The 25,800-nt window shown below is 73.6% G+C and carries 26 protein-coding genes and 1 pseudogene; 14 read left to right on the top strand and 13 right to left on the bottom strand.

The window, feature by feature from the left end; translation table 11 throughout:
- The first annotated feature begins 28 nt into the window (after positions 1–28).
- Positions 29–1,615, top strand: coding sequence for a sodium:solute symporter family transporter (locus ACWAT2_RS04155; RefSeq protein WP_402373142.1), 1,587 nt, complete (start codon positions 29–31; stop codon positions 1,613–1,615).
- A gap of 32 nt (positions 1,616–1,647) precedes the next feature.
- Here ACWAT2_RS04155 and ACWAT2_RS04150 read toward each other — a convergent pair whose 3' ends face one another.
- Positions 1,648–2,055 (bottom strand): hypothetical protein, encoded by a 408-nt coding sequence (locus ACWAT2_RS04150; RefSeq protein WP_402373140.1) that lies wholly within the window; start codon positions 2,053–2,055, stop codon positions 1,648–1,650.
- Between the two features lie 554 nt (positions 2,056–2,609).
- A complete protein-coding gene (locus ACWAT2_RS04145) occupies positions 2,610–3,368 on the bottom strand; it encodes a MerR family transcriptional regulator (RefSeq protein ID WP_402373137.1) in 759 nt (252 codons plus the stop codon).
- 80 nt (positions 3,369–3,448) lie between these two features.
- Here ACWAT2_RS04145 and ACWAT2_RS04140 point away from each other — a divergent pair, with 80 nt between their 5' ends.
- Positions 3,449–4,054 carry a PepSY domain-containing protein gene (locus tag ACWAT2_RS04140; RefSeq protein WP_402373135.1) on the top strand — a complete coding sequence of 202 codons (606 nt, stop codon included), beginning with the start codon at positions 3,449–3,451 and terminating at the stop codon, positions 4,052–4,054.
- A gap of 208 nt (positions 4,055–4,262) precedes the next feature.
- Here the strand turns inward: ACWAT2_RS04140 and ACWAT2_RS04135 are convergent, their stop codons facing one another.
- Positions 4,263–5,015 carry an SDR family NAD(P)-dependent oxidoreductase gene (locus ACWAT2_RS04135; RefSeq protein WP_402373132.1) on the bottom strand — a complete coding sequence of 251 codons (753 nt, stop codon included), beginning with the start codon at positions 5,013–5,015 and terminating at the stop codon, positions 4,263–4,265.
- Between the two features lie 128 nt (positions 5,016–5,143).
- Positions 5,144–6,028, bottom strand: a complete 885-nt coding sequence (locus tag ACWAT2_RS04130) for an oxygenase MpaB family protein (protein WP_402373130.1) — start codon at positions 6,026–6,028, stop codon at positions 5,144–5,146.
- Between the two features lie 128 nt (positions 6,029–6,156).
- Here ACWAT2_RS04130 and ACWAT2_RS04125 point away from each other — a divergent pair, with 128 nt between their 5' ends.
- Entirely contained in the window at positions 6,157–7,806 is a 1,650-nt protein-coding gene (locus tag ACWAT2_RS04125) for a LuxR C-terminal-related transcriptional regulator (protein WP_402373127.1), read from the top strand.
- 92 nt (positions 7,807–7,898) lie between these two features.
- Positions 7,899–9,047, top strand: a complete 1,149-nt coding sequence (locus ACWAT2_RS04120; protein ID WP_402373125.1) for a class I SAM-dependent methyltransferase — start codon at positions 7,899–7,901, stop codon at positions 9,045–9,047.
- 9 nt (positions 9,048–9,056) lie between these two features.
- On the opposite strand, the gene ACWAT2_RS04115 is transcribed toward ACWAT2_RS04120, so the two are convergent.
- Both ACWAT2_RS04115 and ACWAT2_RS04110 read right to left on the bottom strand, forming a co-directional pair.
- A complete protein-coding gene (locus ACWAT2_RS04115; protein WP_402373122.1) occupies positions 9,057–9,974 on the bottom strand; it encodes a ribokinase in 918 nt (305 codons plus the stop codon).
- Between the two features lie 75 nt (positions 9,975–10,049).
- Positions 10,050–10,985, bottom strand: coding sequence for a helix-turn-helix transcriptional regulator (locus ACWAT2_RS04110; RefSeq protein ID WP_402373120.1), 936 nt, complete (start codon positions 10,983–10,985; stop codon positions 10,050–10,052).
- An 85-nt stretch (positions 10,986–11,070) separates the two neighbouring features.
- Between ACWAT2_RS04110 and ACWAT2_RS04105 the strand changes: the two genes are divergently transcribed.
- Positions 11,071–11,793: a class I SAM-dependent methyltransferase gene (locus ACWAT2_RS04105; protein ID WP_402373117.1), complete on the top strand. Its 723-nt coding sequence runs from the start codon at positions 11,071–11,073 to the stop codon at positions 11,791–11,793.
- A 2-nt stretch (positions 11,794–11,795) separates the two neighbouring features.
- Here ACWAT2_RS04105 and ACWAT2_RS04100 read toward each other — a convergent pair whose 3' ends face one another.
- A complete protein-coding gene (locus ACWAT2_RS04100) occupies positions 11,796–12,674 on the bottom strand; it encodes an alpha/beta fold hydrolase (RefSeq protein WP_402373115.1) in 879 nt (292 codons plus the stop codon).
- 36 nt (positions 12,675–12,710) lie between these two features.
- Positions 12,711–13,199, bottom strand: a complete 489-nt coding sequence (locus ACWAT2_RS04095) for a hypothetical protein (RefSeq protein WP_402373113.1) — start codon at positions 13,197–13,199, stop codon at positions 12,711–12,713.
- A 179-nt stretch (positions 13,200–13,378) separates the two neighbouring features.
- On the opposite strand from ACWAT2_RS04095, the gene ACWAT2_RS04090 reads away from it, so the two are divergent.
- The 4 genes from ACWAT2_RS04090 to ACWAT2_RS04075 all read left to right on the top strand — a co-directional run bounded on the left by ACWAT2_RS04090 (position 13,379) and on the right by ACWAT2_RS04075 (position 17,483).
- Positions 13,379–14,017 carry a hypothetical protein gene (locus tag ACWAT2_RS04090; protein WP_402373110.1) on the top strand — a complete coding sequence of 213 codons (639 nt, stop codon included), beginning with the start codon at positions 13,379–13,381 and terminating at the stop codon, positions 14,015–14,017.
- A gap of 84 nt (positions 14,018–14,101) precedes the next feature.
- Positions 14,102–14,464: a hypothetical protein gene (locus ACWAT2_RS04085; protein WP_402373107.1), complete on the top strand. Its 363-nt coding sequence runs from the start codon at positions 14,102–14,104 to the stop codon at positions 14,462–14,464.
- On the top strand, positions 14,464–16,590 hold the full coding sequence (locus ACWAT2_RS04080; RefSeq protein ID WP_402373105.1) for a hypothetical protein: 2,127 nt from the start codon (positions 14,464–14,466) through the stop codon (positions 16,588–16,590). The genes ACWAT2_RS04085 and ACWAT2_RS04080 overlap by 1 nt, the downstream gene beginning before the upstream one ends.
- Positions 16,587–17,483, top strand: a complete 897-nt coding sequence (locus ACWAT2_RS04075; protein ID WP_402373102.1) for a hypothetical protein — start codon at positions 16,587–16,589, stop codon at positions 17,481–17,483. The genes ACWAT2_RS04080 and ACWAT2_RS04075 overlap by 4 nt, the downstream gene beginning before the upstream one ends.
- A 3-nt stretch (positions 17,484–17,486) precedes the next feature.
- On the opposite strand, the pseudogene ACWAT2_RS04070 reads toward ACWAT2_RS04075, so the two are convergent.
- Positions 17,487–17,645: pseudogene (locus ACWAT2_RS04070) on the bottom strand (1-aminocyclopropane-1-carboxylate deaminase); the annotation flags it as partial.
- A gap of 29 nt (positions 17,646–17,674) precedes the next feature.
- Between ACWAT2_RS04070 and ACWAT2_RS04065 the strand changes: the two are divergent.
- Complete coding sequence (locus ACWAT2_RS04065) at positions 17,675–18,118, top strand: 3-keto-disaccharide hydrolase (protein ID WP_402373100.1); 444 nt, start codon at positions 17,675–17,677, stop codon at positions 18,116–18,118.
- Between the two features lie 112 nt (positions 18,119–18,230).
- On the opposite strand, the gene ACWAT2_RS04060 is transcribed toward ACWAT2_RS04065, so the two are convergent.
- The 3 genes from ACWAT2_RS04060 to ACWAT2_RS04050 all read right to left on the bottom strand — a co-directional run bounded on the left by ACWAT2_RS04060 (position 18,231) and on the right by ACWAT2_RS04050 (position 20,947).
- Complete coding sequence (locus ACWAT2_RS04060; protein WP_402373097.1) at positions 18,231–18,797, bottom strand: GNAT family N-acetyltransferase; 567 nt, start codon at positions 18,795–18,797, stop codon at positions 18,231–18,233.
- A gap of 117 nt (positions 18,798–18,914) precedes the next feature.
- Positions 18,915–20,447, bottom strand: a complete 1,533-nt coding sequence (locus ACWAT2_RS04055; protein WP_402373095.1) for a multicopper oxidase family protein — start codon at positions 20,445–20,447, stop codon at positions 18,915–18,917.
- Positions 20,448–20,500: 53 nt separating this feature from the next.
- A complete protein-coding gene (locus ACWAT2_RS04050) occupies positions 20,501–20,947 on the bottom strand; it encodes a hypothetical protein (RefSeq protein ID WP_402373092.1) in 447 nt (148 codons plus the stop codon).
- 149 nt (positions 20,948–21,096) lie between these two features.
- Between ACWAT2_RS04050 and ACWAT2_RS04045 the strand changes: the two genes are divergently transcribed.
- Entirely contained in the window at positions 21,097–22,371 is a 1,275-nt protein-coding gene (locus tag ACWAT2_RS04045; RefSeq protein ID WP_402373089.1) for a sensor histidine kinase, read from the top strand.
- Between the two features lie 144 nt (positions 22,372–22,515).
- Here the strand turns inward: ACWAT2_RS04045 and ACWAT2_RS04040 are convergent, their stop codons facing one another.
- On the bottom strand, positions 22,516–23,172 hold the full coding sequence (locus ACWAT2_RS04040; RefSeq protein WP_402373086.1) for a DNA-binding response regulator: 657 nt from the start codon (positions 23,170–23,172) through the stop codon (positions 22,516–22,518).
- Between the two features lie 95 nt (positions 23,173–23,267).
- Here ACWAT2_RS04040 and ACWAT2_RS04035 point away from each other — a divergent pair, with 95 nt between their 5' ends.
- The 3 genes from ACWAT2_RS04035 to ACWAT2_RS04025 all read left to right on the top strand — a co-directional run bounded on the left by ACWAT2_RS04035 (position 23,268) and on the right by ACWAT2_RS04025 (position 25,793).
- Positions 23,268–24,209 carry an oxidoreductase gene (locus tag ACWAT2_RS04035; RefSeq protein ID WP_402373084.1) on the top strand — a complete coding sequence of 314 codons (942 nt, stop codon included), beginning with the start codon at positions 23,268–23,270 and terminating at the stop codon, positions 24,207–24,209.
- Positions 24,210–24,266: 57 nt separating this feature from the next.
- The gene (locus ACWAT2_RS04030; RefSeq protein WP_402373082.1) at positions 24,267–24,923 is read left to right on the top strand and encodes a response regulator transcription factor; all 657 of its coding nucleotides are present in this window, start codon (positions 24,267–24,269) and stop codon (positions 24,921–24,923) included.
- 63 nt (positions 24,924–24,986) lie between these two features.
- Positions 24,987–25,793, top strand: a complete 807-nt coding sequence (locus tag ACWAT2_RS04025; RefSeq protein WP_402373080.1) for a hypothetical protein — start codon at positions 24,987–24,989, stop codon at positions 25,791–25,793.
- The last annotated feature ends 7 nt before the right edge of the window (positions 25,794–25,800 follow it).

The raw sequence follows: 25,800 nt of genomic DNA, 5'->3' as shown, positions 1-25,800 counted from the left end.
CTCCACCGTGCCTCCATGGGAGGCGAAGATGCCCGAGATCGAGCTCGCCACCATCGACCTGGCCGTCATCGGCCTCTACGTGGTGGGGATCCTCGCCGTCGGCTGGTGGGCCGGGCGCAAGTCCCAGAACTCCGACGACTTCTTCCTGGCGGGGCGCGGGATGGTGTGGCCGCTGGTCGGCTTCTCCCTCATCGTCACCAACTTCTCCGGCACGCAGTTCCTCGGACTCGCCGGGGCCGGCTACTCGACCGGGATCTCGGTGTGGAACTTCGAGTGGATCGCCACTCTGGTGCTCCTCGCGTTCGCGATCCTCATCCTGCCGATCTACCTGCAGTCGAAGGTCTCCACGGTCCCCGAGTTCCTCGGCCGCCGGTACGACCAACGCTCCCGGTACGCGTTCTCCGGCTTCACCGTGCTGACCGGGATGCTGATCGACTCCGCCGGCGGCATGATCGCCGGCGCGCTCGTGCTCAACCTGATGTTCCCGAACGTGCCGATCCTCGTGCACGTCATCATCATCGCAGTCCTGGGCGGCGCCTACGTCATCCTCGGCGGGCTGCGGGCGGTGATGATCACCGACACCGTCCAGGGCGTCCTGCTCTTCCTGGCGGCCGGCATCATCCTCGTGGTCGTCTTCGCCCGCTTCGACTTCGACTGGTCGGTGTTCCCCGCGCTGGCCCCGGAGGACGGGTTCACCGTCGCCCCGCCGCCGGACGACGACTTCCTGCCGTGGCCCGGCATCTTCACCGGCGCGATCTGGCTGGGCGTGTACGTCTGGATCTCCAACCACGTCGTGGTGCAGCGGGTCCTGGCCTCGAAGAACCTCGACCACGGGCGGTGGGGCGTGCTGTTCGCCGGCCTCATGCAGCTGCCCCTGCTGGTCCTGCTGATCTTTCCCGGCATCCTGGCCCGTGACGTCTTCCCCGACCTGGACAACCCCGACCTGGCGTGGCCGGCACTCGTCTTCGAGTTCATCCCGATCGGGCTGCGCGGGCTCGTGGTGGCGGCGCTCATCGCCGCGCTGATGTCGACCCTGGACTCCGTCCTCAACGGCGCCGCGAGCCTGGTGATCAACGACTTCGTCAAGACGCGCGAGCGGGAGTTCAGCGAGAAGCAGCTGATGCTCATGAGCCGGGGACTGATCGCGCTCTTCATGCTCCTGGCGATCGCCTGGGCGCCGATCATCCTGCAGTTCGACACGATCGTCGAGTACTTCCAGTCGTTCCTCGGCTACGTGACGATGCCGATCGTCGTCGTCCTGCTCGGTGGGATCTTCTGGCGGCGCGGGTCCTCCGCCGCGGCCTTCTGGACGCTCGTGTCGATGGTGCCGATCGGCCTGGCCGGGTTCGTCACCGGCGAGGTGCTCGAGCTGCACTCGATCCAGTTCCTGTACGCGACGGGCATCATGCTGGCGCTCAGCGTCGTGGTGTTCGTCGCCATCTCGCTGGTGACCCCGGCACCCTCGCGCGAGGCGATCGCGGAGGTCGTCTTCGACCGGGACAACTGGCGGCGCGAGACGGAGGAGCTGCGCGGCAAGCCGTGGTACGCCAACCACCGCCGTCTCGCGCTCGGCCTCGGGATCCTCACCGTGGCCGTCGTCGTGCCGTTCGTCTAGCCTCCACGCCTCTCGGGACGTCGACGCACGCGCTACCGCGGCAGCAGCCGCTCCAGGGCGTCGACGAGGTCGATCGAGTCGCCGTCCTTGCCGCCGGCGCCGAGCACGAGCGGCGGTCGCCTCGGTGCGGGGCGGACACCGCGCAGCCGGTCGACGAGGCCGAGCGGGGCCGTCAGGACGTAGAAGTCGCCGTCGGTGGACACTGCGGAGGTCCGGTCGGTGCGCAGGTACCACCCCCGCAAGGGCGTCCGCGCGGTCCCGCGCCCGCCGTAGCCCTTGACCTGCAGCGGCTCCGGCTCGAGCCCGGCGTCGTGGGCCCGGCGGACGAAGTCGGCGAGCATCTCCTCGGCGCGGACGTGCTCGGCGTCCTGCCGGGCGGCGAGCCTGGCGGCGTGCTCGCGGGCGGCCTCCGTGCGCTGCTGGGCCCAGTTCTCGCTCACCGCGCCAGTGTCACACGGCGGCTCGGTCCGGTCGGCAGGCGGGTCCGGTCGGGTCCCGTCCCGTCCGCCGCGAAGTAGTGCCATCGGTGCTCGTGGAGCAGCCGCGGTGTACTTCTCCAGCACCGGTGGCACTACTTCGCGGGAACGAACGGCGCCGACGTCGCGGAGGCGGTGCGGCCGGAGCTCTGGCAGGTCAAACTTGGCACGAGTTTTCCGGCGACCGGTCACACTCACCCCCTCACCGGCACCTTCCTTGGTAGAAGACATCCGAGGAAGGAATGCCATGTGCACTAGCGAGAACCGCCCGAACACCGGCCGAGGCGCTTCCCTGTCCGTCAAGATCCCCGGCATCATCACCGTGAAGGCGCGATTCGGAGCCTGCGCCGTCGCCGTTCTGCTACTCGGGGCGGGCGACGATGCGATCGTCCTGGAGGCTGTCCACAGCCTGCTGCCCTAGTCGGCGGCTCGGTCCGGTCGGCAGGTCCAGCTCCGGTCGGCACCTGGAGCGACCGACCGGGGCTGGGGCTGCCGAACGGAGTGGACCGGAGTGCGGCCTACAGCTCGCGCTCCGCGTACGCGACCAGGGCGTCTCGGACGAGCGCCGCTCCGTCAGCACCGCCGTAGTTCGCGGCGAACCGCGCGTCCGCGACGTACATCTCCGCCAGCCCGACGACGTACTCCTTCGACGGGCGGCCGTCGTCGGCCCCCGGTGCGCCCGGGACGGACCCCAGCCACTCGACGTGCCGCGCGGCGAGCGCCTGCCCCTCGTCGGACGTCGGGTCGACGCCCCGCTCGGCCGCCGCGACCCACGCGGCGTTCAGCTCGTCGAGCCGGCCCTTCCACCCGGCCTGCTCCTGGGTACTCAGCCCGCGCCACCAGGCGTCGGACCGCGCGTAGGCGTCGGCGCCCCAACGCTCGGTCACCTCGTCCTTGTACTGCGTGTGGTCGAACCCGTCGAGCATCTCCTCGGCCATGATCGGCCTCCCTCGTGTCAGTGCGGTCAGCGTTCGTTCCACGGACGCCATCTGCCGTTCGAGCCGCCCGCGCTCGCGCCGCAGCACGTCGAGGTGGCGGCGCAGCGCCTCGGCCTCGTCCGCCTGCTCGTCGAGCACCCGGGCGATCTGGTCGAGCGGCAGCCCGAGCTCGCGCATCAGCAGGATGCGCTGCAGACGGCGGATCGCGCCGTCGTCGTAGTAGCGCAGCCCGCCGTGTCCGGTGCCGGACGGCGGCAGCAGGCCGATCTGGTCATAGTGCCGCAGGGTGCGGCTCGAGATGCCCGCGAGCCGGGCGACGTCCTGGATCGAACTGGTCATGCGATCGACGGTAGAGGTTGACGCCGCGTCAAGCGCAACGTGGTCGTGCGACGGAAACCGGTCGGCCGCAAGATCGACGTATGACGATCCACGACTTCCGCCGCACCGCTGCCCCTGGTCTCGCCCTAGCTCTCGCCCTGGGCCTCACTGCCTGCAGCGGCGGGGACAGCAACCAGGCGACCCCCGGCGACGAGGAGTTCCTCGCCGGGAGCCCCTCGCAGACGTCCGGCCCCACGAGCTCCGACGACGACGCGAGCGAGGCGCCCGGCGAGAGCGCCGGCCCCGAGGCGAGCGACCTGAACGCCGCCGCGCTCCGCGCGATCGCCGTGGCCGAGGACGAGGCCGGCGGCACGGCGTACGCGATCGACGACGCGGAGACGGGCGGCACCTGGGAGGTCTCGGTGGCCGTCGGGAACAGGACCGCCGAGCTGGAGGTGGACGAGGCGGGCACCGTGGTGAGCACCGAGGACGACGACCTCGACGTCGAGGACAGGAGCGCCATCGACGACGCCACGATCACGATCGCCGACGCCATCGACCGGGTGCTGGCGCACTCCGGCGGCGTCCTCACCGACGCCGAGCTCGACGACGGCACGCACTGGTCGGTGACCGTGGACGAGGAGGGCGACGAGGCCGACTACCGCGTGGACATCGAGTCGGGTGAGCTGACCGGCGACGAGGACTAGCTGCTCAGGCATCGTCGCGAGCCGGATCCCCCCTCGGTCACCGGCTCCTCGGGTGACGGTCGCCGACGGGACCGGCGAGCGTCCCGGCGAGCAGAGCACCGCACCGATCAGCGGGACGAACGCCCCGAGGCGCACGGTGACGGCGAGGGCGGGCGGGACACCGACTGGTCAGCGCGTCGGTGGAGGCTCGCGGTGGTGCGGGACGCCGTCACACGGTGGTGTAGCCGCCGTCCACGAGCCAGTACGCGCCGGTGACGAACGACGCCTCCTGCGACAGCAGGAACCGGACGACCGTCGCGACCTCCTCGGCCTCTCCCAGGCGGCCGAGGGGGTGCTTGGCCACGAGCGCCGCGCGCGCGTCGTCCGGCAGCCCCTGCAGGAGCGGGGTGCGGATGTAGGCCGGACCGACGGAGTTGACGCGCAGCCCCTGCGGGCCGTATTCCGCCGCCGCGTTCTTGGTGAGGCCGACGACGCCGTGCTTGGCCGCCGTGTACGCACCGTTGCCGATGGCGGCGACGGTGCCGTGGATCGACGCCATGTTGACGATGGCGCACCCGGAGGCGTCCTCGGTGAGCATCGCCGGGATCTGGGCGCGCATGCCGTACAGGACCCCGTTGAGGTTGATGTTGATAACCCGGTCCCAGTCGTCCAGGTCCACCTCCCCGGCGGGCGCCTGGTTGCCACCGATGCCGGCGTTGTTCACCGCGTAGTGCAGGCCGCCGAAGGTGTCCTTCGCGAAGGCGACCACCTTCTCGGCGTCGTCCCTGCTCGCGGTGTCCTGCTGCACCGCAGCCGCCGTGCCCCCGGCGGCGGTGATCTCGTCCGCCACGCGCTGGGCGGACTCGAGCTTGATGTCGGTGACCACGACCTTCGCTCCGGCTGCCGCGAGATCCTTGCTGATCGCCTCGCCGATGCCGGAGCCGCCGCCGGTCACCAGTGCCACCTTGTCATCGAACGTCATGTCACATCACTCCAGGAGAAGAACCGTCGCCGGCCGGAGGCTCCGGCCGACGGGTTGGTCCTTCCACGGTAGCCTCGGGCGCTCCCCCACGCGGGTCGAGCGGCCGCCACCGCGTGCCTGCCGGTCGATCAGGCGGTCCCGCCGTGACGGTCGCGGCTCTCGGCAGGGCCGAGACCCCACCGGATCGACCGCACGGCGAGCGCCCCCGCGGGGCCCCCGCAGGTGCGGGCGAACCAGGTGCCGATCCGCAGCTCGTCGGCGGCCCACGCGGGCAGGAGCGACACCGCTCCCGCAGCGAGCAGCCGGTAGGCCGGGCGGACGGCGCGGGGCAGCGGCGGTTCGCGCAGCAGGAACCGGGCGGTGTCGAGCGCCTCGGGGCTCGCCTCGAGCTCGGGACGGTAGGACGCGAGAGTGGCGTCGAGCCCGGCGACCGTCTCCGGCACGTCCTCGGCGCCGAGCGCCCGGGCGACGCGGCCCGACTGCGCGACGTACTCGTCGGCCTCGGCCGCCGTGAGGCGCCGCTCGCCGTAGCGCTGGTGCGCGGCCAGGAACGAGTCGGCCTCGGCGGCGTGCACCCAGGCCAGCAGGTGCGGGTCGCTCGCGCGGTACGGCCGTCCGTCGGGCGCCTTGCCGCGCACCCGCTCGTGCACCGCGCGGACCTGGTCGATCATCTCCTGGGCGTGGTCGGCGGTGGCGAACGTCGTCGTCGCCAGGAACGTGGAGGTGCGGGCGAGCCGCCCCCACGGGTCGCCGCGGAACCCGGAGTGCCCGGCGACGCCGGCCATCGCCAGCGGGTGCAGCGACTGCAGGAGCAGGGCGCGCAGACCGCCCACGAACGTCGCGGCGTCCGCGTGCACGCGGCGCACCGGGCTGCCGGCGGCGAACCAGCGCGGCCCGGGCGTGAGGTGGATGCGGTCGCGGGCGGCGTGCCCGTCCGGACCTGCGACCTTCAGGAAGAGGGCGTCGCCCACCCGGGCGCGCAGCCGCTCCGACGGGTTGGTCACGAGCTCCATACGGCCAGTATCGCCGACGTCCATGCCGTGGCCGGTCCCGGCCCGGGAGGTCGACGTCCCGGCCGGCTGAGCACGCGGACGTCACGGCGGCCCGACGCGTGCCACCATCGAACCAGAGGTGACACCTGATGATGCCGGAGCGCGACGACCTGCGTGCGGCCCGTCGTGCCGTCGCCAAGCACGAGTGGGAGACGGCGCGCGACCTCTTCCTGTCCGGTGCGCGGACGACCATCGCACGAGAGGCCGTGCGCACGCTCGGCATCGACGACCTCGCCTCGCTCGCGCAGGCCTGCTGGTGGCTCGGCCACATCGACGAGTACGCGCTGGTCACCGACGAGGTGTGCCGCCTGCGGACCGACGCGGGCGACGCACCGGGGGCGGCGGCCGCCGCCGTGGAGCTGGGCTTCTCGGAGTCCGTCCGGGGGAACGACGCCGCCGCCGCGGGCTGGCTCGCGCGCGCCGGGAGGCTGCTGGCCACGACGCCGGACGCCGTCGAGCACGGCTTCCTGCTGATCATCGAGGCGCACGGCACCCTCGCCGTCGGCGACCTCGCCCGCGCCGACCAGCTGGTCCACCGTGTCCTCGAGCTCGGTGACCGGTTCCACGAGCCGACGCTCCAGGCGTACGGGCTCTTCCTGTCCGGACGGCTGGCGATCCGGCGCGGCCGCGTCCGCGAGGGTTCGCGCTACCTCGACGAGGCCATGATCCCCGTGCTGGGCGGCCGGACGGCGCTGCCCTGGGCGGGCGACCTGTACTGCCAGATGATGCAGCTCTGCTACGAGCTGGGCGACCTGCCGAGGGCGCAGCACTGGACCGAGATCACGGAGGCGTGGTGCCAGGAGCTGGCGCCCGCCAGGCTCTTCACCGGCATCTGCCGGGTGCATCGCGTCCAGCTGCTGCAGGTGCACGGCGACTGGCCCCGCGCGCTGCGGGAGGCGGAGGAGGCTGCCGCCGACCTGGCCGACATCGACGTCGTCGCGGCCGGCGAGGCGAACTACCGGTGCGGCGAGCTGCACCGTCTCCGCGGTGAGCTCGACCTCGCGGAGACGGCCTACCGGGCCGCGCGCGCCCTCGGTCGCGAACCCCTGCCCGGGTCGGCCCTGCTCCACCTCGAGCGAGGAAGCACCGCCACGGCCGCGGCGTCCCTCGACGCGGCGCTGGCAGGCGTCCGAGCCCCGCTGGACCGGGCCCCGCTGCTCGCCGCGCGGATCGAGGTGGCGCTCTGCCAGGACGACCGCGGTCGCCTCGACGCCCTGGTGGACGAGCTGAACGACATCGCCGACCACCACGGCAGCCCGGGCTGGCAGGCCGAGGCCTGCCGGTGGAGAGGCTCCGTCCAGGCCGCCCACGGTCACCACCCGGCCGCGCTGCCGGTCCTGCGGGAGGCGCGGGACCGGTGGCAGCAGATCGACGCCCCGAGGGAGGTGGCGCGGACGCGCGTGGAGATCGCGCGGTCCCTGGAGGCCCTGGGCGACGGTGACACCGCGCGCGAGGAGTACGAGCTGGCGGCCACCACGTTCGCCGAGCTGGGTGCGGGGCGCGAGCTGCAGCACCTCGTGGCGCAGCGACGCCGGCGGCGCGCTCCCGAGGAGCTCTCACCGCGGGAGACGGAGGTCCTCGCCGTCGTGGCCGAGGGCGGCACCAACCGGGACGTCGGTGCCCACCTGCACATCAGCGAGCGCACGGTCGCCCGGCACCTGGCCAACACCTACCTCAAGCTCGGCGTCTCCTCACGCACGGCGGCCGTGGCGTGGGCTCGTGACCACGGTGTCGTCTGACCGCTGCACATCCGGGCCGGTCTGCATGATTCTGCCGATGTGGCCAGGTGCTCGCCGTCCCTAGCGTCGGGAGCATCCGACGAGGAGGCACCATGACCACCACCGACAGCACCACTCACGGCACCGACACCACCCAGACATCGCCCGACGCGACCGAGCCGACCGGGACCGAGCCGACCGTGACCGAGCAGCCGGACCCGGCGGGGGTCGAGGCCTTCGCCGGCGAGCTGTTCGCGACCCTGAGCCGGGGAGCGACGGCCCTGATGATCAGCATCGGGCACCGCACCGGGCTCTTCGACACCGTGGCCGGTCTGCCGCCGTCCACCAGCCACGAGATCGCGGCGGCAGCGGGCCTGCACGAGCGCTACGTGAGCGAGTGGCTCGGCGCGATGACCGTCGCGGGCATCGTGGTCCACGACCACGGCACCTACCGGCTCCCGGCGAACCACGCCGCGGTGCTCACCCGGGCGGCCGGCGTGAACAACCTGGCGTCCCAGCTCCAGTTCATCCCGATGCTGGCGCAGGTCGAGGACCCGATCGTGCGCTGCTTCACCGACGGCGGCGGCGTCGGGTACGAGGCGTTCGGCCGGTTCCACGAGCTGATGGCCGAGCAGAGCGCCCAGAACCACGACGCCGCCCTGCTGAGCCACGTCGTCCCGATGGTCGACGGGCTCGCCGAGCGGCTGCGGGCCGGCATCCGCGTCGCGGACATCGGCTGCGGGCAGGGCCACGCCATGAACCTGCTGGCGAGCGCGTTCCCCGACAGCGACTTCCACGGCTACGACTTCCGGCCGGAGACGATCGCCGTGGCCCGCGAGGAGGCCGATGCCCTGGGGCTCGGCAACGTGCACTTCGAGGTGCGCGACGTGGCCGACCTGGGTGGCACCGGATCGTTCGGCGCCGTCACGGCGTTCGACGCCGTCCACGACCAGGCGCACCCCGCCCACGTGCTGGGCCAGGTCGCCGAGCACCTCGATCCGGACGGCGTGTTCCTCGTGGTCGACATCGACGCCTCCAGCGAGCTGGACGACAACACCGCGATCCCGTGGGCGCCGTACCTGTACACGGTCTCGACCATGCACTGCATGACGGTGTCGCTCGCCGAGGGCGGCGACGGTCTGGGTACCGCGTGGGGCCGGCAGACGGCGCTGCGCATGCTGGCCGACGCCGGATTCACGAACGTCCGGGTCGAGTCCGTGCCGGGCGACTTCATCAACGCCTACTACGTCGCGCGGCGCTGACCCGACGAGCTACCGGTGCGCGGCCGGTAGCTCGTCGTCGCCGATCGGGAACGACGGCTGCGCGCCGGGGGTGGTCACGGAGAACGCCCCGACCCGCACCGCCGTGCGCACGGCGTCCACCAGGCCGTCACCCTCGGCGAGCCGCCAGGCCAGCGCGCCGACGAACGCGTCACCGGCACCCGTGGTGTCCACGACGTCCACCAGGGGCGACGGCACGACCACCGGGCCGCCGTCGTCGGACCCCACGAGGACCACAGCGCCCGCGCCGCCGAGGGTGAGGACCACCGATCGTGGGCCGAGGTCGAGCAGCTCCTCGACCACGGCGAACGGTTCGTCCTCGGGGACGGGCCGGTCGGCCTCGGTGAGCAGCCGCCAGGCCTCGCCCGCGTTGACGACGAGCGGGTCGGCGAGCGCCAGCACTTCGCGCACCACCGGCACGACGGGCGCGAGGTTCAGCAGCACGCGGCCCGTCGCGGCCCGGGCCGCGGCCTCGGTGCCAGTGGTGGGGATCTCGCCCTGGACGACGACGACGGCGGCGCCCGCCACGAGCTCGGCGTGCCGCTCCACGGCGGCCGCGTCGACCGACCCGTTCGCACCGGGGACGACGACGATGACGTTCTCGCCGTCGTCATCCACCGAGACCATGGCGACGCCCGTGGGGCCGGGGACCGTCGCGACGGCGGTGAGGTCCACCCCCGCGCGACGCAGGCCGGGGAGCGCGGCAGCGGCGAAGGCGTCGGTCCCGACGGCGCCGACGAGCGCCACGTCACCGCCGAGGCGTGCCCCGACCACGGCCTGGTTGGCGCCCTTGCCGCCGGGCAGCACGGTCATGCTGTCGGCGAGCACCGTCTCGCCAGGCGCGGGGTGGGTGGGGACGCGGGCGACGAGGTCGGCGTTGACGGAGCCGACGACCACGATCGAGGTCATGTGCTCGGGCCACCTTCCTCTTCTGTGCGGCAGGTTCTGTGCGGCGGGTCCGTGCGCCATGATCTCGCACGTGTGTCACGCGGGTGTGTCGGACGCCCGTCCGGCGCGCCGCCACCGGACCGGCGTCGTGCCGTACCGCTCCTTGAAGCGCCGGGCGAGGTAACCGGCGTCCCGGTGGCCGGTGCGCTGCGCGACGGCGGCCACCGGCAGGTCGGTCTCGGCCAGCAGCCGGCGAGCCTCGCTCAGCCGCCGCTCGGTGATCCACTCCCCTACCGTGCGGCCGGTCCGCTCGCGCACCACCGTGGTCAGGTGGCCGGGCGTGTAGCCGAGGGCACGGGCCACGTCGCCGGTACCGATCGGGCCGCGGAAGCCGCCCTCGATCGCGGCGAGCACCCGGTCCACCAGGGCATCGCCACCCGCCCCGCCCGACGTCGCCCCACCGGTCAGGCGCGCGAGCCCCACGAGCATCTGGGCGAGCACCGCCGAGACGGCCGCACCCGCCCCGACCCGCTCCGGCGCCCGCGCCTCGTCCTGCAGCTCGGCGAACCAGGTGGCCCACCGCGAGCGGTCGCCGGGCGCGACCGTCCGGACGTCGGTGCCGCCGTCGGGCACGAACGGCGCCAACAACGGGTGGCGGCCCCAGGTGAGCGGCGAGACGCCCGCGAGCGCGGGCACCGCGTCGGGCAGGAAGAGCGTCGCCCACGCGCGGCCCTGCACGCCGCCGACGTCGAGCACCCGGCCGGGGCCGATGGCCAGGACGTCGCCCGCCTCCAGCGCGACGTCGGCCGTGTCGACGCGCAGCGAGCCGGCGCCACGCTCGACGTGGACCAGGGTGAGGAAGTCGTGCGCGTGCGGCCGGGCGGCCTCGACGTGGCGGTCGACGGGGCCGCGCTCCGAGTCGAGCTCGTGCACCGAGACGGCGGGCGTGCCGAGACGGTCCTCGTACCGGTAGACGGGGGTGCCGTCTGCGCGCACGGTCCGCAGCCGCACGACACCCGAAGAAGGTCCCATCCTGGCCCACTTCCGTCCTGTCCGTCCGCCGCCGGGGGCCGCAGAGTGAGGTCCGACCCAGACTCTCACAGGAAGGATCGGGCACATGGCTCAGCGCGTGACACCGGACGTGCAGGTGATCGACGAGACCCCGCCGGGCGAGGAGCAGCGGGAGTATCTTCCCGCCACCGGCAACCGGGTGCTGCTGCCGCTGTACGACCCGCTCGGCCGGCTGCTCGGCTTCGGGCGGTTCTACCGGCGCGTCGCGGCCCTCGCCGGGGTGGCCGACGGCGAGCGGGTGCTGGACGTCGGGTGCGGGACGGGTGGGCTGTCGCTCGCCGTCCTCGGGACGATGCCCGGTGCGCGGGTGGTCGCGCTCGACCCGGACCTGGAGGCGCTGCGCCGCGCCGCCCGCACGGCCCGACGGCGCGGCGTCGGCATCACGCTCGTGCGCGGTTTCGCCGACCGGTTGCCGGCCGGCGACGCGAGCCTGGACCACGTGGTCTCCTCCCTCGCGCTGCACCACGTGCCGCAGGAGCAGAAGGAGACCATGGCGACCGAGCTGGTGCGCGTGCTGCGGCCCGGGGGCCGGGTGACGATCGCCGACTTCGACGGCATCCACGGGCACGGCGTCCCGCACCGGGCCTCGCAGCACGACGGACCGGGCGGTCCGCTGCGCGAGGAGCTGCGCGACGTCGGTCCGGACGCCGAGGATCGTGGCGGCGTCGTGCGGCTGCTGTCTGGCGCCGGGCTGAACGGTGCGGGGGTGGTGCACCGTGAACGGATGTGGCGCCTCCCGGTGGCGGTCGTGCAGGCCCGCAAGGTGTGAGCTCAGCAGGCGAGGACCTCGCGCAGCCGCACCCAGAAGGCGCCGGGGTCGTTGTCCGGCGACCACTCGTTCTTGGCGAAGCCGCCGTGGTCGCCCGGGAAGACCACCGGCCCCGAACCGAGGGCCGCGGCGAGCGCGGTGGCACCGCGGGAGGCGAGCGCACCTGGCGGGGACGCGGCGCCGATCGCGGGCAGGACGCGCAGGTGCCCGCCGCGGACGAGCGCGCGGATCTCGTCGAGCGGAGGCTCCCACAGCGGCATCGTGGTCAGCATCTTGCCCAGGAGGAGGTCGTCGCGGCGCCCGTCGTCCTCGGCCGGCATCCCGTACCGGGCGGGGCCCGGGTCGGGCTGGTCGAGGAACGCCTCCGTGAGCGGCTCCGTGGCGAACACCAGGCGGACGAACTTCGCCATCGCCGGCCCGAAACCCGACTCGTCGTAGGTCCGCACGATGTCCGCCTGGGCCCGCACCGCGATGTCGCGGTCCTCGAGCAGCGCGGTCAGTGGTGGTTCGTGCGCCACGAGGCACCGCACGTCGTCGGGGTGTGCGGCGGCCCAGGCGAGTCCGGTGACACCCCCGCCGGAGGACCCGAGGACGTCGAGCGGCCCGACGGCGGCCGCCTGCGCCACGGCGTGCAGGTCGGCCGCGTGGTCCTCGACCCGCACGCCGCCGTCGGGCTCGAGGGTGGAGCGGGCCGTGCCCCGCGGGTCGTACGTCAGCACCGTCCGGTCGCCGATCTCGGCGACGAGCTGGGAGAAGCCGTCGGCCTCCATCGGGCTGCCGAGCACGAACAACGGCGGGCAGCCGCCGTCACGGTCCGGGACGTGGAGGTCGTAGGTCAGGACGGCGCCGGGCACGTCCAGGGTGCGGGTCTCGGTAGCCATGCCCGGGTAGACGGGCCGGCCGGCGGGAACTCATCGCTACTCGTCGTCGGGCGAGCCTTCCCAGTCCTCGTCGTCGTCGATGGTGAAGGACCCGCCGAAGTGCACCGCGTCGGGGTCCACGCCCAGGCCCTCGGCGATCTGGCGGCGCATGTTCTCGGCCATCGTCACGCCCTTGGAGGTGTCCCGCATGGAGCGGTAGGTCTCGGCGTCGACGCCGAACTTGGTCTGCGTCCAGGCGTCGAACGCCTCCTCGTAGGCCGCGCTGGGGGCCTCCAGGACGTACTCCGCGATCTCCGCGAGAGGGAAGTGGCGGGTGCGCTCGGGGACGTCGCCGTCCGCGGCGAGGGTGACGGCCAGGACACCGTCGGCGACGTCGTGACGCACCAACTCCGGCGGTCGGAAGTACTCGGGCCGGATCTGGCCGTCACGCTTGAGGTGGACCACCAGGAGCTCGTCGCTGACCGGCTCGGCGGTCGGGGTCTGCGGGTACGTGCGCGGCTCGGGCCGCGTGGTGGTGTCGCTCATCAGTGTCGAGGATGCGCCTTCCTGGGCTCGTTGTCACGGTCGTTCTCCCGTGGCGCAACGCGCCACGGGCAACCACCGTCCCTAGGTTTCCACAGGCTCCGGTCCCCGCACGACGGCGGGTCGCGACCGGGCGGCAGAGTGACGGTCGTCCGTCGCCCAGCCGACCCGTGGAGGATCCCGTGCCCGCACCTGCCGTCCCGCCCGAGCTGCCCCGCCGGCGGTTCACGTCGCCCGAGCTCGTCGACCTGACCACGGCGTGGCAGCTCGAGGAGCGGATGGCCGCGACCGAGGCCGCGACGCACTTCTGGTGCGACGACCGGCACGGCTGGATGCTCCGGGCCGGCATGCACCGGGTGCTCGAGCCGGTGCTGCTGCCCGATGTCCTGGGTGCGTCGTCGTTCTACCGGTTCGTCGACGTGGACGCCGACGTCGCCGCTGACCTGCTGGAACGCCTCCCGACCGAGTATCTCGCCACGGAACGGCAGAACGACGGGCCGACCATCGGCGCCGTGCTGCGTGCCGTCGTCGAGCACCCGGACCGGCTACGGGCGCACGGCTACGTGGTGGGTCCCGGCCGGTGCGACGAGCGTGTGACGGTCGAGGGCGTGCTGGTGCGCTGCGACCACGAGTTCGCGGTGGGCGAGCACCACTGCCCCGGGTGCCAGTGCGACGAGCTCTACCGGTACGTGGTCGGGCTCGGGGTCGACGACGCCGCCGTCCCGCCGCACGAGGTCTCCCCCTGGCGCGGCTGGGGGCTGCGTGACCCCTCCGGGTCGGGCCGTGACGAAGAGCACTGGTACCGCCTGTGGTGGGACTGACCGTCGCGGCGACCAGGCCGGTTGTCCACAGGGCTGTGGACGGCGCCGGCAGAGGGTGGTGCGGCCTCGCTACGGTCCGGTGACATGGCGCACATCGACATCGACACCGCGGAGCTCGCCGCGGCCGGGCTGCGTGCCGGTGACACCGCAGCACTGCTCGCCGGGCTCCCCTCGGTACACGTGAGTGCGGTCGACGCGGCGCGGGCTTCCGGCGAGCCCACGCTCACGGCCGCCATCGAGGACCTCCTCGCCGCCTGGGCCCCCGCGCACCGCGCCCTGGTGTCGACGCTCGAGCAGCTTGCGGGTGGTCTGCGCCGGGCCTCCGAGCTGTACGGGGCCGCCGACGGCACCACGGCCGAGGGCCTCGCCCGCGCGGTGCTGGCTGTGTCTGGCGGTGGGTCCGCCGGGGGCGGGACCGGTGGTCCGCTCAGGGACCGGGCGGTCTGATGCGTGACGTCGAGTTCACGGCGCTGACCGGGTCGCCGGGACGGCTGGAGCACCTGGCCGGCTCTCTCGCCCGTGCCGGCGCCGCGTTGTCCGAGACCTGCGTCGGGCTGGGACGCGTCGACGGAGCGCTGGGCGGCCAGCGTTCCGGCGCGGTGGACGAGGCGCGCTCCGTGCTGGCGGCCCTGCAGGCGGAGGCGCGGCTGTGCCGCGACGTGCTGTCCGCCGCGTCCTCGACGCTCACCGTCCATGCCGTGGACCTGGCCGACCGGCAGGACGCCGCGCTGCGAGCCGTCTCCCGCCGCGACGCGGCCCGCCGGCAGCTGGACGACGCGGAGTCGGACGAGGCCACCGCCTGGCGCATCGGTGCCGACCCGGCGGACCCCCGGCAGCCGGATGCGGTCCGGATGGCCTGGGACGCCAAGGAGCGGGCGGCCGCAGCCAGGAGCGAGATCGCCGCTGCGGAGAACGCCTGGCGCCTGGCTCGGGACGGCAAGCAGGCCGACTCCGGCCGAGCGGCCTCGGCGCTCGCGGGCCTCACCGGTGTCGAGACCGTGCGGCTCGCGGCGTCGGCAGGGGCGGACCTGTCCACGTTCGGTCCGTCGTGGCAGCAGGGCACCGCGCTCGCCGGGTTGGTGCACACGGCGGCGGTGAGCAGCGGCCGGGCGGAGCGGGCAGCGGCCCGCCAGGACCTGGTGGACGCGCTCGTCGCGGCCGGCGACGACCCCGGCCTGTGGGCGGCGTTCTGGCGGACGGTGGACCCGGCCGTGCTGTACTTCGCCCTCGGCAGCAAGGTGCAGGACTCCGAGCTGGCGTCGGCGCTGCGGACCGGAGCCGTCGCGTGGGCCGCGAGCGCCACCGACCCGGAGCAGCAGCGGTTCGGCCGTGCCGTCGTCGACGGCCTCACCGAGAGCCCGTTCGGGCTCGACGAGCAGTCACGGCTCGCAGCACTCCTGCTGGCTCCCGCGATGCCGCACGCCACGTTCGTCGGCGCTGCGGACGCCTGGACCGACCGCCGCGGCCGCCTCGGTGCCACGGACGTCGAGATCGCGGACGCGGCACCGATGAGCGAGGTGATCGCGGGCGGCCTCGCGAGCCGTCCCGAGGAGGCGCTGCAGTACTTCTCCCGGGGCGGCGAGGAGGAGCTCGCCCAGCGGGTGGACGCCTGGTTCGGCCAGGCCCCGCTCGACGGCTGGCCCGACGGCGGCACCGCGATCACCGGACTCTTCGCGGCGGCGGTCGCCGGCGGGACCCAGGACGACTCCTCGGTCACGCACCAGCGGCAGGCCGCGCTGCTGGCCTCGCACGTGACGACGGCGATGGTCACGGGACGAGGGCTCCTCACGTCCCCCACGACGGCGTCCGACGAGGCGAGCCGCCACCTCGCGGCGGCGTACGAGCCGTACTTCGTCTCGTTCGACGACAACGTGCGGGCAACCGCGGACCCGTCCGAGGTCGGAGTCCTCGGCCGGGTGCCTCTGGGCGAGACCACCGAAGGTTCCTCGACCTGGTCCGACTCGATCCAGCCGCGCCTGGAGCCGGCCGCGTTGTGCGCGGTGATCGGCGCGACGTCGAGGAGCGACACCACCGCCGGGTACTGGCTGGGCTCGACGGACCAGTACATCGACCAGATGGCCGTCGAGGCGACGAGTGAAGGCCTCGGCGACGGCGACCCTGACGCGATCGCGGCCGCCGCGGTCGGGGACGTGTCGGTCGTCGCCGGAGCCACCGAGTCGGACACCATCACCGTCGCCCGGCACCGGGAAGCCCAGGAGCACGAGACGGCGAGGTTCTTCTCCACGGCAGTGGGGATCGGCACGATCGGCGCCCGACCCGCGGTGTCGGCGGCCGTCGCCGGCAGCGGAGCCCTGCTGCCGTCGCTGTTCACGGACCATGTCGGTCCGGCGCGCGAGGCGGTCCTTGCCGCGGAGCCGGACCTGCGCGAGCGGACGGTCGGGAGGTTCCTGGACTCGATGACCGACGAGCTCACCGAGCAGGGCGCCTCCGAGCAGGAGATCGCCGACGCCACGGTCCGCATCCGTCCCGAGTCCAGGACCATGCGCAAGGTGTTCGGAGACAACTACGCCACCGCATCCCAGCTCGACCGACACCTCGGAGAAGCCCCGTGAAGACCTTGAAGAAGTTCTGGACAACGGCGTGGAGCCCGCAGTACGTGCACTATGCCATGCCTGCGACGGTGGTTCTCGTCGTGCTGGCGTTGATCGCCGCCCTGCAGGTGGGACCGGGCGTCAGCGCGGCCTGGCACCGCCACCGGGAGGCGAAGCTCCTCGCGTGGGACCCGAACTCTTGGGCCCTCACCGTGGCTGACTTCCCGGAGGCTGCGGCGTCGGAGATCCCAGTGGATCGCGAGTGGCTCGGGCCGTGGAGCCGCGACCCTCGAGACGGCACACCACGACCGCCGAACGACGTCGTGCCGTTGCCGTCGCGGGTGCCCCCGCTGCGGCACCTGGACTCCTGGAGCCTGCGGGACGCGATCGACGTCGGCCTGCACGACGGCGAGCTCACCACGTCCGGGGTCAGCGTGGCGGGTACGGGGGTCGTCACCAGCGTGATGGCGGCCGACACCTGGCCGTACTCCACCCTGACGGTCGGGGACCTCTACTGGTCGATGCTCCAGGAGGACTCCCACGCCCGGGACGGACACGAGATCAGCGGGTTCCGAGCCGTCGGCGACCGCCCCCGCGAGGAGCCCCGCGACGACCTCACCTTTCCGTGGGACGAGTACGGCGACCGCGACCCCTCTGCCGGCGTGCACGGCTATGCCGGGTTCACCACCGTCGAGTCCGGGCCCTCGGGTGCGGACGCACGCCGCGTCACGATCGTCATGACCATCGTGGACGGCGCCCTCGTGCTGGTCGGCACCTCGGTTCCGGTAGACGCGGAACCCGCACCGGAGGTGGAGATCCCCGCACTTCTCGACCGGGTCGCCGAGAAGATCCACGCCGCTCCTCCGGAGATCTCGGACGGTCTCGGCGCGCACACCGAGCAGGCGTCGTCCTGACGGTCAGTGGTAGCGCCCGCTGTACGCGTTGAGGGCCGGCTGCCCGCCCAGGTGCGCGTAGAGGACGTTCGAGTCGCGCGGGATGTCGCCGCGGCGGACGAGCTCGAACAGACCCGCCATGGACTTGCCCTCGTAGACAGGGTCGAGGATGACGCCCTCGAGCCCTACTGCGCGGGAACAGCGGTGTGCAGGTGCGGTTCCCCGAGCTGTGGGAGCCGGTCGAGGGATGCCCGACGACGTTCAACGGCAGCGAGACCGGCAACCTGTCATGGATCGCGGTCAACTGCGGTCACGAGATCCAGGTCAACGACTCGCCCGAGACCGGCTCCAACGACCCCCGCAAGACCGGGTCGATCTACGGCTTCGCCGACCTGGACCTCGCCCAGGCCATGCCCACGCCGAAGGGGACGTGGAACGACCTCGAGATCCGCGTCGTCGGCCAGCAGTACACGGTGATCCGCAACGGCGTCGTCATCAACGAGTTCGAGAACCTGCCCGGCCTGCCCTTCCCGGGGCGGCCGAACGACCCCGACTCCAGCAGCCGTGGACTGAGCGGATACGTGGGCCTGCAGGCGCACGGCTCCGCGCCGGACGTCGTGTCGTTCACCGACGTGCGGATCCGCCCGCTGGGCTGACGCTCAGTCACGACACACCCCATCCCCCCGGCTGTGGGTGCACGACACGCCGTACTGGCCATCGAGCCAACGGCGTGTCGTGCACCCACAGCGTCGGGAGGGGACGCCGCGCCTAGGCGAACCGCGCGTGCTGGTGCATGTCGTGCCACCCGTCGGCGTGCAGCACCGACTCGCGCAGGGTCGCCTCGGCGTGGAAGCCGGCCTTGGTCGCCGCACGGCACGATGCCGAGTTCTGCGTCGAGTGCGCGAGCTGCAGCCGGTGGTAGCCGACGTCGAACGCCCAGGTGGAGGCCACCTCGACGGCCGCCGGCGTGATGCCGCGGCCTCGCGCGCGCGGCACGGTCCAGTACCCGAGGTCGGCCACGCCGTCGGGGTCGGTCGTCTTGATCGCGACCCGGCCCAGGAGATCGTCGTCGGCGTCGACCACGGCCCACTCGATGCGGTTGCCGGGCCAGGCGGACCGCCACCTCTCGATCAGCTCGCGCGCCTCGGCGTCGGTGTCCAGGGTGCGGCAGTGCCAGTGCCGGACGGCCGGGTCGGCATACACCTGGCGGACGGCCGGCGCGTCACCGACGTCCCACGGTCTCAGCCGTGCCCCGACGACAGGGACGTCGAGGTCGGGCTGCGGCGTGGCGGCGAGCGCCACGAGGTCGAGTTCGGGTCTGCTCAGTCGGGGCACGCGGCGATGATGCCACGCGCCGCCGGCTACCCCAGTCGCGCTGTGGGTGCACGACACGCCACCGACCCGAACTGCGTGGCGGCGTGTCGTGCACCCACAGCGGAGGGGTGGGAGGGGTCAGTGGCTGCCACGGAGGGGACCGGGCGTCGCCTCCGAGCCGGGCTCCACGACGAGGAACTGGCCCATCATCCCCTCGTCCTCGTGCCGCAGCATGTGGCAGTGGTACATGTACGGCACCGCGTCGTCGGTGTAGTCCTGGAACCGCATCAGCAGCCGGTAGGTGCGCCGCGGTTCCAGGTACACGGTGTCCTTCGGGCCGGCGAGCTCGGGCGGGGGCTCGTCGCCGTCGATCGACAGCACGCGGAACTGCACGTCATGGACGTGGAAGCTGTGCGGCATCGGCACGGTGCTGCGGACCTCCCAGATCTCGGTGTCGCCGACGGTCGCGACCTCGTCGATGCGGCTCATGTCCATCAGCTCGCCGTTGATCCGCCGCTCGTCGAGCTCGAAGGTGCGGGTCACGGTCGCCTCGTCAGGGTCGAGGGCGTCCGCCTCCGCGTGCTGCGACGGCCCCCACGCGGGCTCGGGCGACGGCGCGAGGTCGTCGGCGGCCCGGAGCTCGAGGACGTCGAACGCGTCGTTGCCGCCCATCGCGAACGGCGCGGCCACGCTCCCGAGGTCCGCCTCGGTGGAGGCCAGGCGAGTCGTCTCGCCCGCCGCCAGCTGCACGACGATCTCGGCCCGCTCACCGGGCGCGAGCCGCACGTGGTCCAGCTCCAGCGGCGCCTCCAGCAGGCCGCCGTCGCTGGCCACGAGGTCGAACGACCGGTCGGGGAACCCGAACGTGTAGGTCCGCGCCGTCGACCCGTTGAGCAGCCGCAGGCGCACCCGCTCGGTCGTCACCTCATGGAAGGCACCGACGGTGCCGTTCGCCATCACCACGCCGCCGAGCGTGCCGGGCTCTGCGCCGTCGTCGGTCAGGTCGAGCTGCCCCGCGTCGTCTAACACCTTGTCCTGGACGATCACCGGCAGGTCGTCGACGCCGTACGCGGACGGCAGGTCGGCGGCGCGCGTCGCGTCGTCGTCGAGGATGAACATCCCGGCCAGCCCGCGGTAGACGTGCTCCTCGGTCGCGCCGTGCGGGTGCGGGTGGTACCAGAGCGTGGCGCCGGGCTGGTCGATCTCCCAGGTGGGGTGCCAGGTGCCTCCGGGCTCGACCTCCTGGTGCGGGCCACCGTCCATTGACGGCGGCAGGTGCATGCCGTGCCAGTGCACGCTGGTGGCCTCGTCGAGGTCGTTGGCGACGTCGACGGCGACCCGCTCGCCACGCTCGGCGCGCAGCGTCGGTCCCAGGTACGCCCCGTCGAACCCCCACGTCTCGGTCTCGGTACCGGGCTCGACGGCGGGGGCGAACGACGTCGTGCCCTCCTGCGCGGTCAACGAGAACGTCCGGACGCCGTCGATCACCTCGGACTCCGCGAGCGGCGGGATCGCGAGCTCCTGGTCGAACGAGACGTCGTCCACGGAGGTCACGGAACCGGGGATCGCACCGCACCCGGCGGCGAGCAGCACGAGGGCCACGACGCCGGCAGCGCCCCCGACGACGGTGCGGCGGTGCCCTCGCTCACCGACGCTGTGGGTGTACGACACGCCGTGAAGCCGGGCGACGTTGCGGCGTGTCGTGCACCCACAGGGTCGGGTGGTCATCGGCCCGCCCCCGCCCGGGCGCGCTGCACCGCGAGCGCCAGCAGCCCGGCGACGAACCCCCAGAAGGTGTCCATCGCGAGCGCGGGCACCACCGTCCACGCCGCCGCGCCGTCACCGAGCAGGCCGGGGCCGCCGAAGAGCATCGACGTGGCCGTCGCGACGATCCCGAAGGCGAGTCCCGTGAGGGTCAGGGTGAGCACGGGCCGCGCGACGCGGCCGAACCCGACCACGCCGATCCACACGACGGCGGTGATGCCGATGATGGCGAACGCGCGGCCGGGTCCGCTGCCGCCGACCCCGGTGAGCCCGGTGAGCGGCCACAGCAGCGCCATCGCGGCCAGTCCGGCGACCAGCGGCCAGCGGATGCCGTCGGGCCGCCCGGGCTCGGGCTCGGGCTCGGACGAGGGGTGCGAGGGGTGCGGGGAAGGGTGCTGTGCTGTCATGCCACCCACGTTCGCTGGCGGACCCGGCCGCCCACATCGGCCCGGGAGCGTCACCTGGTGTCGCCCCGGGGCGACACCAGACCCCGACCGTCCCTGAGCGGGCGCTCAGGGAAGGGCGAGCGCCGCCCGGCGGACCTACGCTGGGGCTCGTGCCCAGGACCGCCCCCGCAGTCGACGACGACGCCGGTGCCCGCACCGCGACGCCGTCCCCGTGGGTGCCCGACGTCGTGCTCGGGCTCACGATGGCCCTGGTGATCGCCGTCATGATCGCGGCCGACGCCGCCGCGGCGGACGGGGGGTCGGGCGGGCTCGACCCGCACGGCGCGGCCGCGTACCTCTTCGCCGCCGGGTTCGGAGCGCTGGTGCTGCTGCGCCGTCGGGCACCCGTGGTGCTGCTCGTGGCGACGGTGGTGGCGATCTTCGCGTACTACGCGCTCGGACTCGCCCCCATCGGGATGGCCCTGCCCGCCGTGGCCGCCCTGTACTCCGCGGCGGAGCTGGACCGCACCCGCTCTGCGGTGGGTGCAGGCGCGGTCCTCATCGTGGTGGCCACCTACTTCCGCGTCACGGACGACGACCCGTCGGCCCACCTGACGGTCTACGATCTCGTCACCAACGTCGCGCTGGTGGCCGCGGCCATCGCACTGGGCGTCGCGGTGCGACTGGCTCGGGTGGCCCGCGGGCACACCGAGGTGGTGCGCGCACTGACGGCGGCCGAGCAGGCACGCGCCGCGGACCAGCGCCTCCAGGCCGAGCGCATGCGCATCGCCCGCGACCTGCACGACGTCGTCGGGCACAACCTGTCCGTCGTCGCCCTGCACACGAGCGTCGCCACCGAGGCCGTGGGGCGCGACGACGACGCCACCCGGACGGCGTTGCGGCACGTCCGCGAGGCGACGTCCGGCACCCTGCACGAGCTCCGTGCCACCGTGAAGGTCCTGCGGCGACCGCTGCGGCCGGGCGGCGGGCCCGGCGGCGAGCGCGACGAACGGCCCGGCACCCACCACCGGGACATGCTGCCCGCGGCGACCGGGCCGGCGGGGCTGGCCGCGCTCGTGGAACCGGCGCGGGCGAGCGGCCTGGCCGTGTCGACGCGCGTCGAGGTCCCCGCCGGTTCGATCGACGCCACCGTGGACGCCGCCGCCTACCGGATCGTGCAGGAGGCGCTGACGAACGTGCTGCGGCACTCCGGGGCGCGGTCGGCGCACGTACGGCTCGTCGTCAGCGACGGGCGCTTGCGGATCACGGTGTCCGACGACGGCACGGGCTCGGGCGCGGCGGCCGGGACCGGGCAGAGCACCGGCGCAGGGATCGCCGGGATGGCCGAGCGGGCTGCGCTCCTCGGCGGCACCTTCAGCGCCGGCGACACGCCGACGGGCGGGTTCCGGGTGCTGGCAGAGCTCCCCGCCCGCCTGGAGGGCTAGGCCGCTGCGTGCCCGCGTGCGCCGCGGTGGGCCACCGTCCCGACGCCCTCAGTCGGCGGGGCCGGACGTCCCGGTGAGCAGCACGAGCAGGGGCAGCGCGGCGTTGTCGACCGCGTGGACGACTGGTTGCGAGCGCTGCTCGACTCAGACGAGGCCGAGCTCCCGGGCGCGGACACCGGCCTGGAAACGGGAATCGGCTCCGAGAGCATCCATCAGCTCGGCGACCCGGCGCCGGTAGGTGCGCACGCCGAGACCGAGCCGACGGGCGGCGACCTCGTCCTTGACCCCCTGTCCGAGGAGGTCCAGCACCCGGGGGGCGAGCTCGCGGATCTCGGCGATCCCCGCGTCGTAGACGTCGAGATCGGTGGCCGAGCGCCAGACCGCCTCGTAGAGGGAGGTGATTCCCTGCACCGCCTCCGACTGGGTGATCACGCTGTAGCTGCGTCGCCCCCCGCTCAGGTCCCCGGCCAGGATTGCCAACCGGCGGTCGAACAGGATCGTCTCGTTGAGCTCGTCGGTGGTGATGCGGATCTCGGCCCCGTGCCGGTCACGCACGCGCCGGAGGCCCTGGGCCGACACCGGGTCGATGAGCACTCCCGGCCGGTAGACCTTCCGGACGCGGACGTGGCCCCGCCGGGCGCGAGCGAGGGCGTCCAGGTCCTCGGAAGCGTGCGTGAGCATCCAGGTCCCGAGGCCGTTCGCCGCGCACGCGATCTCCGTAGCGGTCGCGAAGAGGTGCGACGTGCGCGCGAGCAGCTCCTCGTCGCCGCGGACGATCGAGACGGCTTCACCGGTCTGCATGCTCCGATTCTGCTCCTGGTGACAAGGTCCTGCCACGGTCGGCAACAAGCTGCCATCGCTGTGAGCACCCCGGGGAGCCGTTCGATGCTGCGGTCATGACGACGAACGCCACGACCACCACCACCACCCTCGACCCGGCGGCAGCCGGTACCTGGCGCCTCGGCGACCGCACGGTCAACCGCCTCGGGTTCGGTGCGATGCGGCTCATCGGCACGCTGGGCGCCCCGGCCCCCCGTTCCCGCGCCGACGGCCTCGCCGTGCTGCGCCGCGCCGTCGAGCTCGGCGTGAACCACATCGATACCGCCGCCTTCTACTTCCTCCCCACCCGCTCGGCGAACGAGCTGATCAGCACGGCCCTGCAGCCGTACGCGGACGACCTGGTGATCACCACGAAGATCGGTGCCGCCCGGTCGCGGGACGGCGCGTTCGAGCCGTACACCCGCCCCGACCAGCTCCGCAGCCACGTCGAGGAGAACATCCGCCAGCTCGGCCTCGACCAGCTCGACGTGGTGAACCTGCGCTGGGGCACGGGCCTGGCACCCGAGCCCGGATCGATCGCGGAGCACGTCGGCGCGCTCGCCGAGCTGCGCGACGCGGGGCTGGTCCGGCACATCGGCGTCTCGAACGTCCTGCCGGAGCAGCTCGACGAGGCGCTGGAGATCACGCCCGTCGTCTGCGTGCAGAACCGGTACGGCCTGACGGAGCGTGACGACGACGGCCTCCTCGACCGGTGCGGGGAGCTCGGCATCGCGTTCGTCCCGTTCTTCTCGGTCGGTGCGTCCGTCCCGGGCGCCATCCCGGGCGCGACGCGGGCCGACGACCGGGGCCGCACCGCGGTCGAGGCGGTCGCCGCAGCCCATGAGGCGACGCCCGCCCAGGTCCGCCTGGCGTGGACGCTGCACCGTGGTCGGCACGTCCTGGCCATCCCCGGCACGGGGAGCCTTGGGCACCTGGAGGAGAACGTCGCCGCGGCGGCGCTGCAGCTCGACGACGACGACCTCACCGTGCTCGACGGGATCGGCCGGGCCGCCTCGTGACGCACGCGGCCGGGCCGGGGCCCTGCGCCCCGGCCCGGCGTCCGCCACACTGGACGCGTGATCCGCATCGTGCTCGTCGACGACCAGGAGCTCGTGCGTGCCGGGCTGCGCCCCCTCGCGGAGCGCGACGGAGACATCGAGGTGGTCGGCGAGGCGGCGGACGGCCGTACGGGGCTCGCCCTCGTGCGCCGTGCACGACCGGACGTGGTGCTCATGGACGTCCGCATGCCGCATCTGGACGGCATCGAAGCCACCCGCGAGATCGTCGCCGATCCCGCGCTGCGGGACGTCCGGGTCCTGGTGCTGACCACGTTCGACGAGGACGAGCACGTGTTCGCGGCGATCCGCGCGGGGGCTGCGGGCTACCTGCTCAAGGACGTGACGCCGTCGGACCTCCGCGACGCGGTCCGCACCGTGCACGCCGGCGACTCGCTGCTGTCACCGGCCGTGACGGCGAGCGTCATGCGGGCGGTGACGGCCGGGGCCCCACCGGCTGGCGGCGGTGAGCTCGACGCCCTGACGGAGCGTGAGCGCGAGGTGCTCGGCGCCGTCGGGCGCGGCCTGACGAACGCCGAGATCGCCGCGGAGCTCTTCCTCTCCCCGGCGACGGCGCGGACGTACGTGAGCCGGCTGCTCACCAAGCTCGACGCCCGCGACCGTGCCGCCCTGGTCGTGCTCGCCTATGAGACGGGGCTGGTCCGTCCCGGCGCCTGAGGCGAACCGATCCGCGCCGGCCGGACATCCAAGATGTATGGGGACATGGGAAGAGGTACGTCCGTGAGCGCGCCCGCGGGCGAGGCAGGCGGGTCCGACGGCGTCCAGGTCGGGGGCGCGACGGCGGCCGGCACGGACACGTGGCACCTTCCGGTACGGCTGCTGGCGCGGCCGGGTCCACCGGCGGGGGGCGTCGTCCCGTTCCTCACGGGCCTCGAGGTGGTCCGCCAGGTCGGCGTGGTCCTGGCCCGCCAGTGCCTCGGCATCCCCGCGGACCATCACCTGAGCCTGCGCCGGGTCGCGTTCCGGTGGACCGGTCGGCCGCCGCGACTGCCGGACAGCGGCGCGCTCGGGGCGACAGCGTTCGCCCACCTGCACACGCGGCGCCTGCGACGGGGCCTCACCCATGCCTTCGAGGCGTCGCTGACGCTGCGGGTGGGGTCGCGGGAGATCGCGCTGGGCAACGGCTCGGTGCAGTGCATCGACCCGGAGACCTACCCGCTCGTGCGGGGCGACGCGCCGCCGCTGGGCACGGCACCCGAGCGCCACGACGCGTCCCCGCTCAGCGTGCTGCAGCAGCGCGGGGACCGGCTGCTGGGCCGGATCGGCTGGGACTCCGACGACCCGGCGCAGGTCGACCCCACGCTGGACCGGTTGTCCGGGCACACGCTGGTCGCGACAGCGCTGCGGGCCGCCGCCCTGCTGCGGCCGGGGCGCCCGCCCGTCGGGGTCTCGATGGCGATCGACCGGTTCGTCGAGTACACGCCCCGGCCGGACGTCTACGCCACGGCCGGCGACGACGCGGTGGAGGTCTCCGTGCTGCAGGACCGGCTGGTCGTCGCCCGTGGTGAGATCCGCCTGAGCAATTGACTGACCT

Source organism: Isoptericola sp. GX10416 (assembly GCF_056590155.1).
This window is presented reverse-complemented; position numbering and strand designations above follow the sequence as displayed.

Coding starts and splice junctions, on each gene's coding strand:
- ACWAT2_RS04155 (WP_402373142.1), top strand. CDS start 29: ATGCCCGAGATCGAGCTCGCCACCATCGACCTGGCCGTCATCGGCCTC.
- ACWAT2_RS04145 (WP_402373137.1), bottom strand. CDS start 3,368: ATGACCAGTTCGATCCAGGACGTCGCCCGGCTCGCGGGCATCTCGAGC.
- ACWAT2_RS04140 (WP_402373135.1), top strand. CDS start 3,449: ATGACGATCCACGACTTCCGCCGCACCGCTGCCCCTGGTCTCGCCCTA.
- ACWAT2_RS04135 (WP_402373132.1), bottom strand. CDS start 5,015: ATGACGTTCGATGACAAGGTGGCACTGGTGACCGGCGGCGGCTCCGGC.
- ACWAT2_RS04130 (WP_402373130.1), bottom strand. CDS start 6,028: ATGGAGCTCGTGACCAACCCGTCGGAGCGGCTGCGCGCCCGGGTGGGC.
- ACWAT2_RS04125 (WP_402373127.1), top strand. CDS start 6,157: ATGATGCCGGAGCGCGACGACCTGCGTGCGGCCCGTCGTGCCGTCGCC.
- ACWAT2_RS04120 (WP_402373125.1), top strand. CDS start 7,899: ATGACCACCACCGACAGCACCACTCACGGCACCGACACCACCCAGACA.
- ACWAT2_RS04115 (WP_402373122.1), bottom strand. CDS start 9,974: ATGACCTCGATCGTGGTCGTCGGCTCCGTCAACGCCGACCTCGTCGCC.
- ACWAT2_RS04110 (WP_402373120.1), bottom strand. CDS start 10,985: ATGGGACCTTCTTCGGGTGTCGTGCGGCTGCGGACCGTGCGCGCAGAC.
- ACWAT2_RS04105 (WP_402373117.1), top strand. CDS start 11,071: ATGGCTCAGCGCGTGACACCGGACGTGCAGGTGATCGACGAGACCCCG.
- ACWAT2_RS04100 (WP_402373115.1), bottom strand. CDS start 12,674: ATGGCTACCGAGACCCGCACCCTGGACGTGCCCGGCGCCGTCCTGACC.
- ACWAT2_RS04095 (WP_402373113.1), bottom strand. CDS start 13,199: ATGAGCGACACCACCACGCGGCCCGAGCCGCGCACGTACCCGCAGACC.
- ACWAT2_RS04085 (WP_402373107.1), top strand. CDS start 14,102: ATGGCGCACATCGACATCGACACCGCGGAGCTCGCCGCGGCCGGGCTG.
- ACWAT2_RS04080 (WP_402373105.1), top strand. CDS start 14,464: ATGCGTGACGTCGAGTTCACGGCGCTGACCGGGTCGCCGGGACGGCTG.
- ACWAT2_RS04050 (WP_402373092.1), bottom strand. CDS start 20,947: ATGACAGCACAGCACCCTTCCCCGCACCCCTCGCACCCCTCGTCCGAG.
- ACWAT2_RS04040 (WP_402373086.1), bottom strand. CDS start 23,172: ATGCAGACCGGTGAAGCCGTCTCGATCGTCCGCGGCGACGAGGAGCTG.
- ACWAT2_RS04035 (WP_402373084.1), top strand. CDS start 23,268: ATGACGACGAACGCCACGACCACCACCACCACCCTCGACCCGGCGGCA.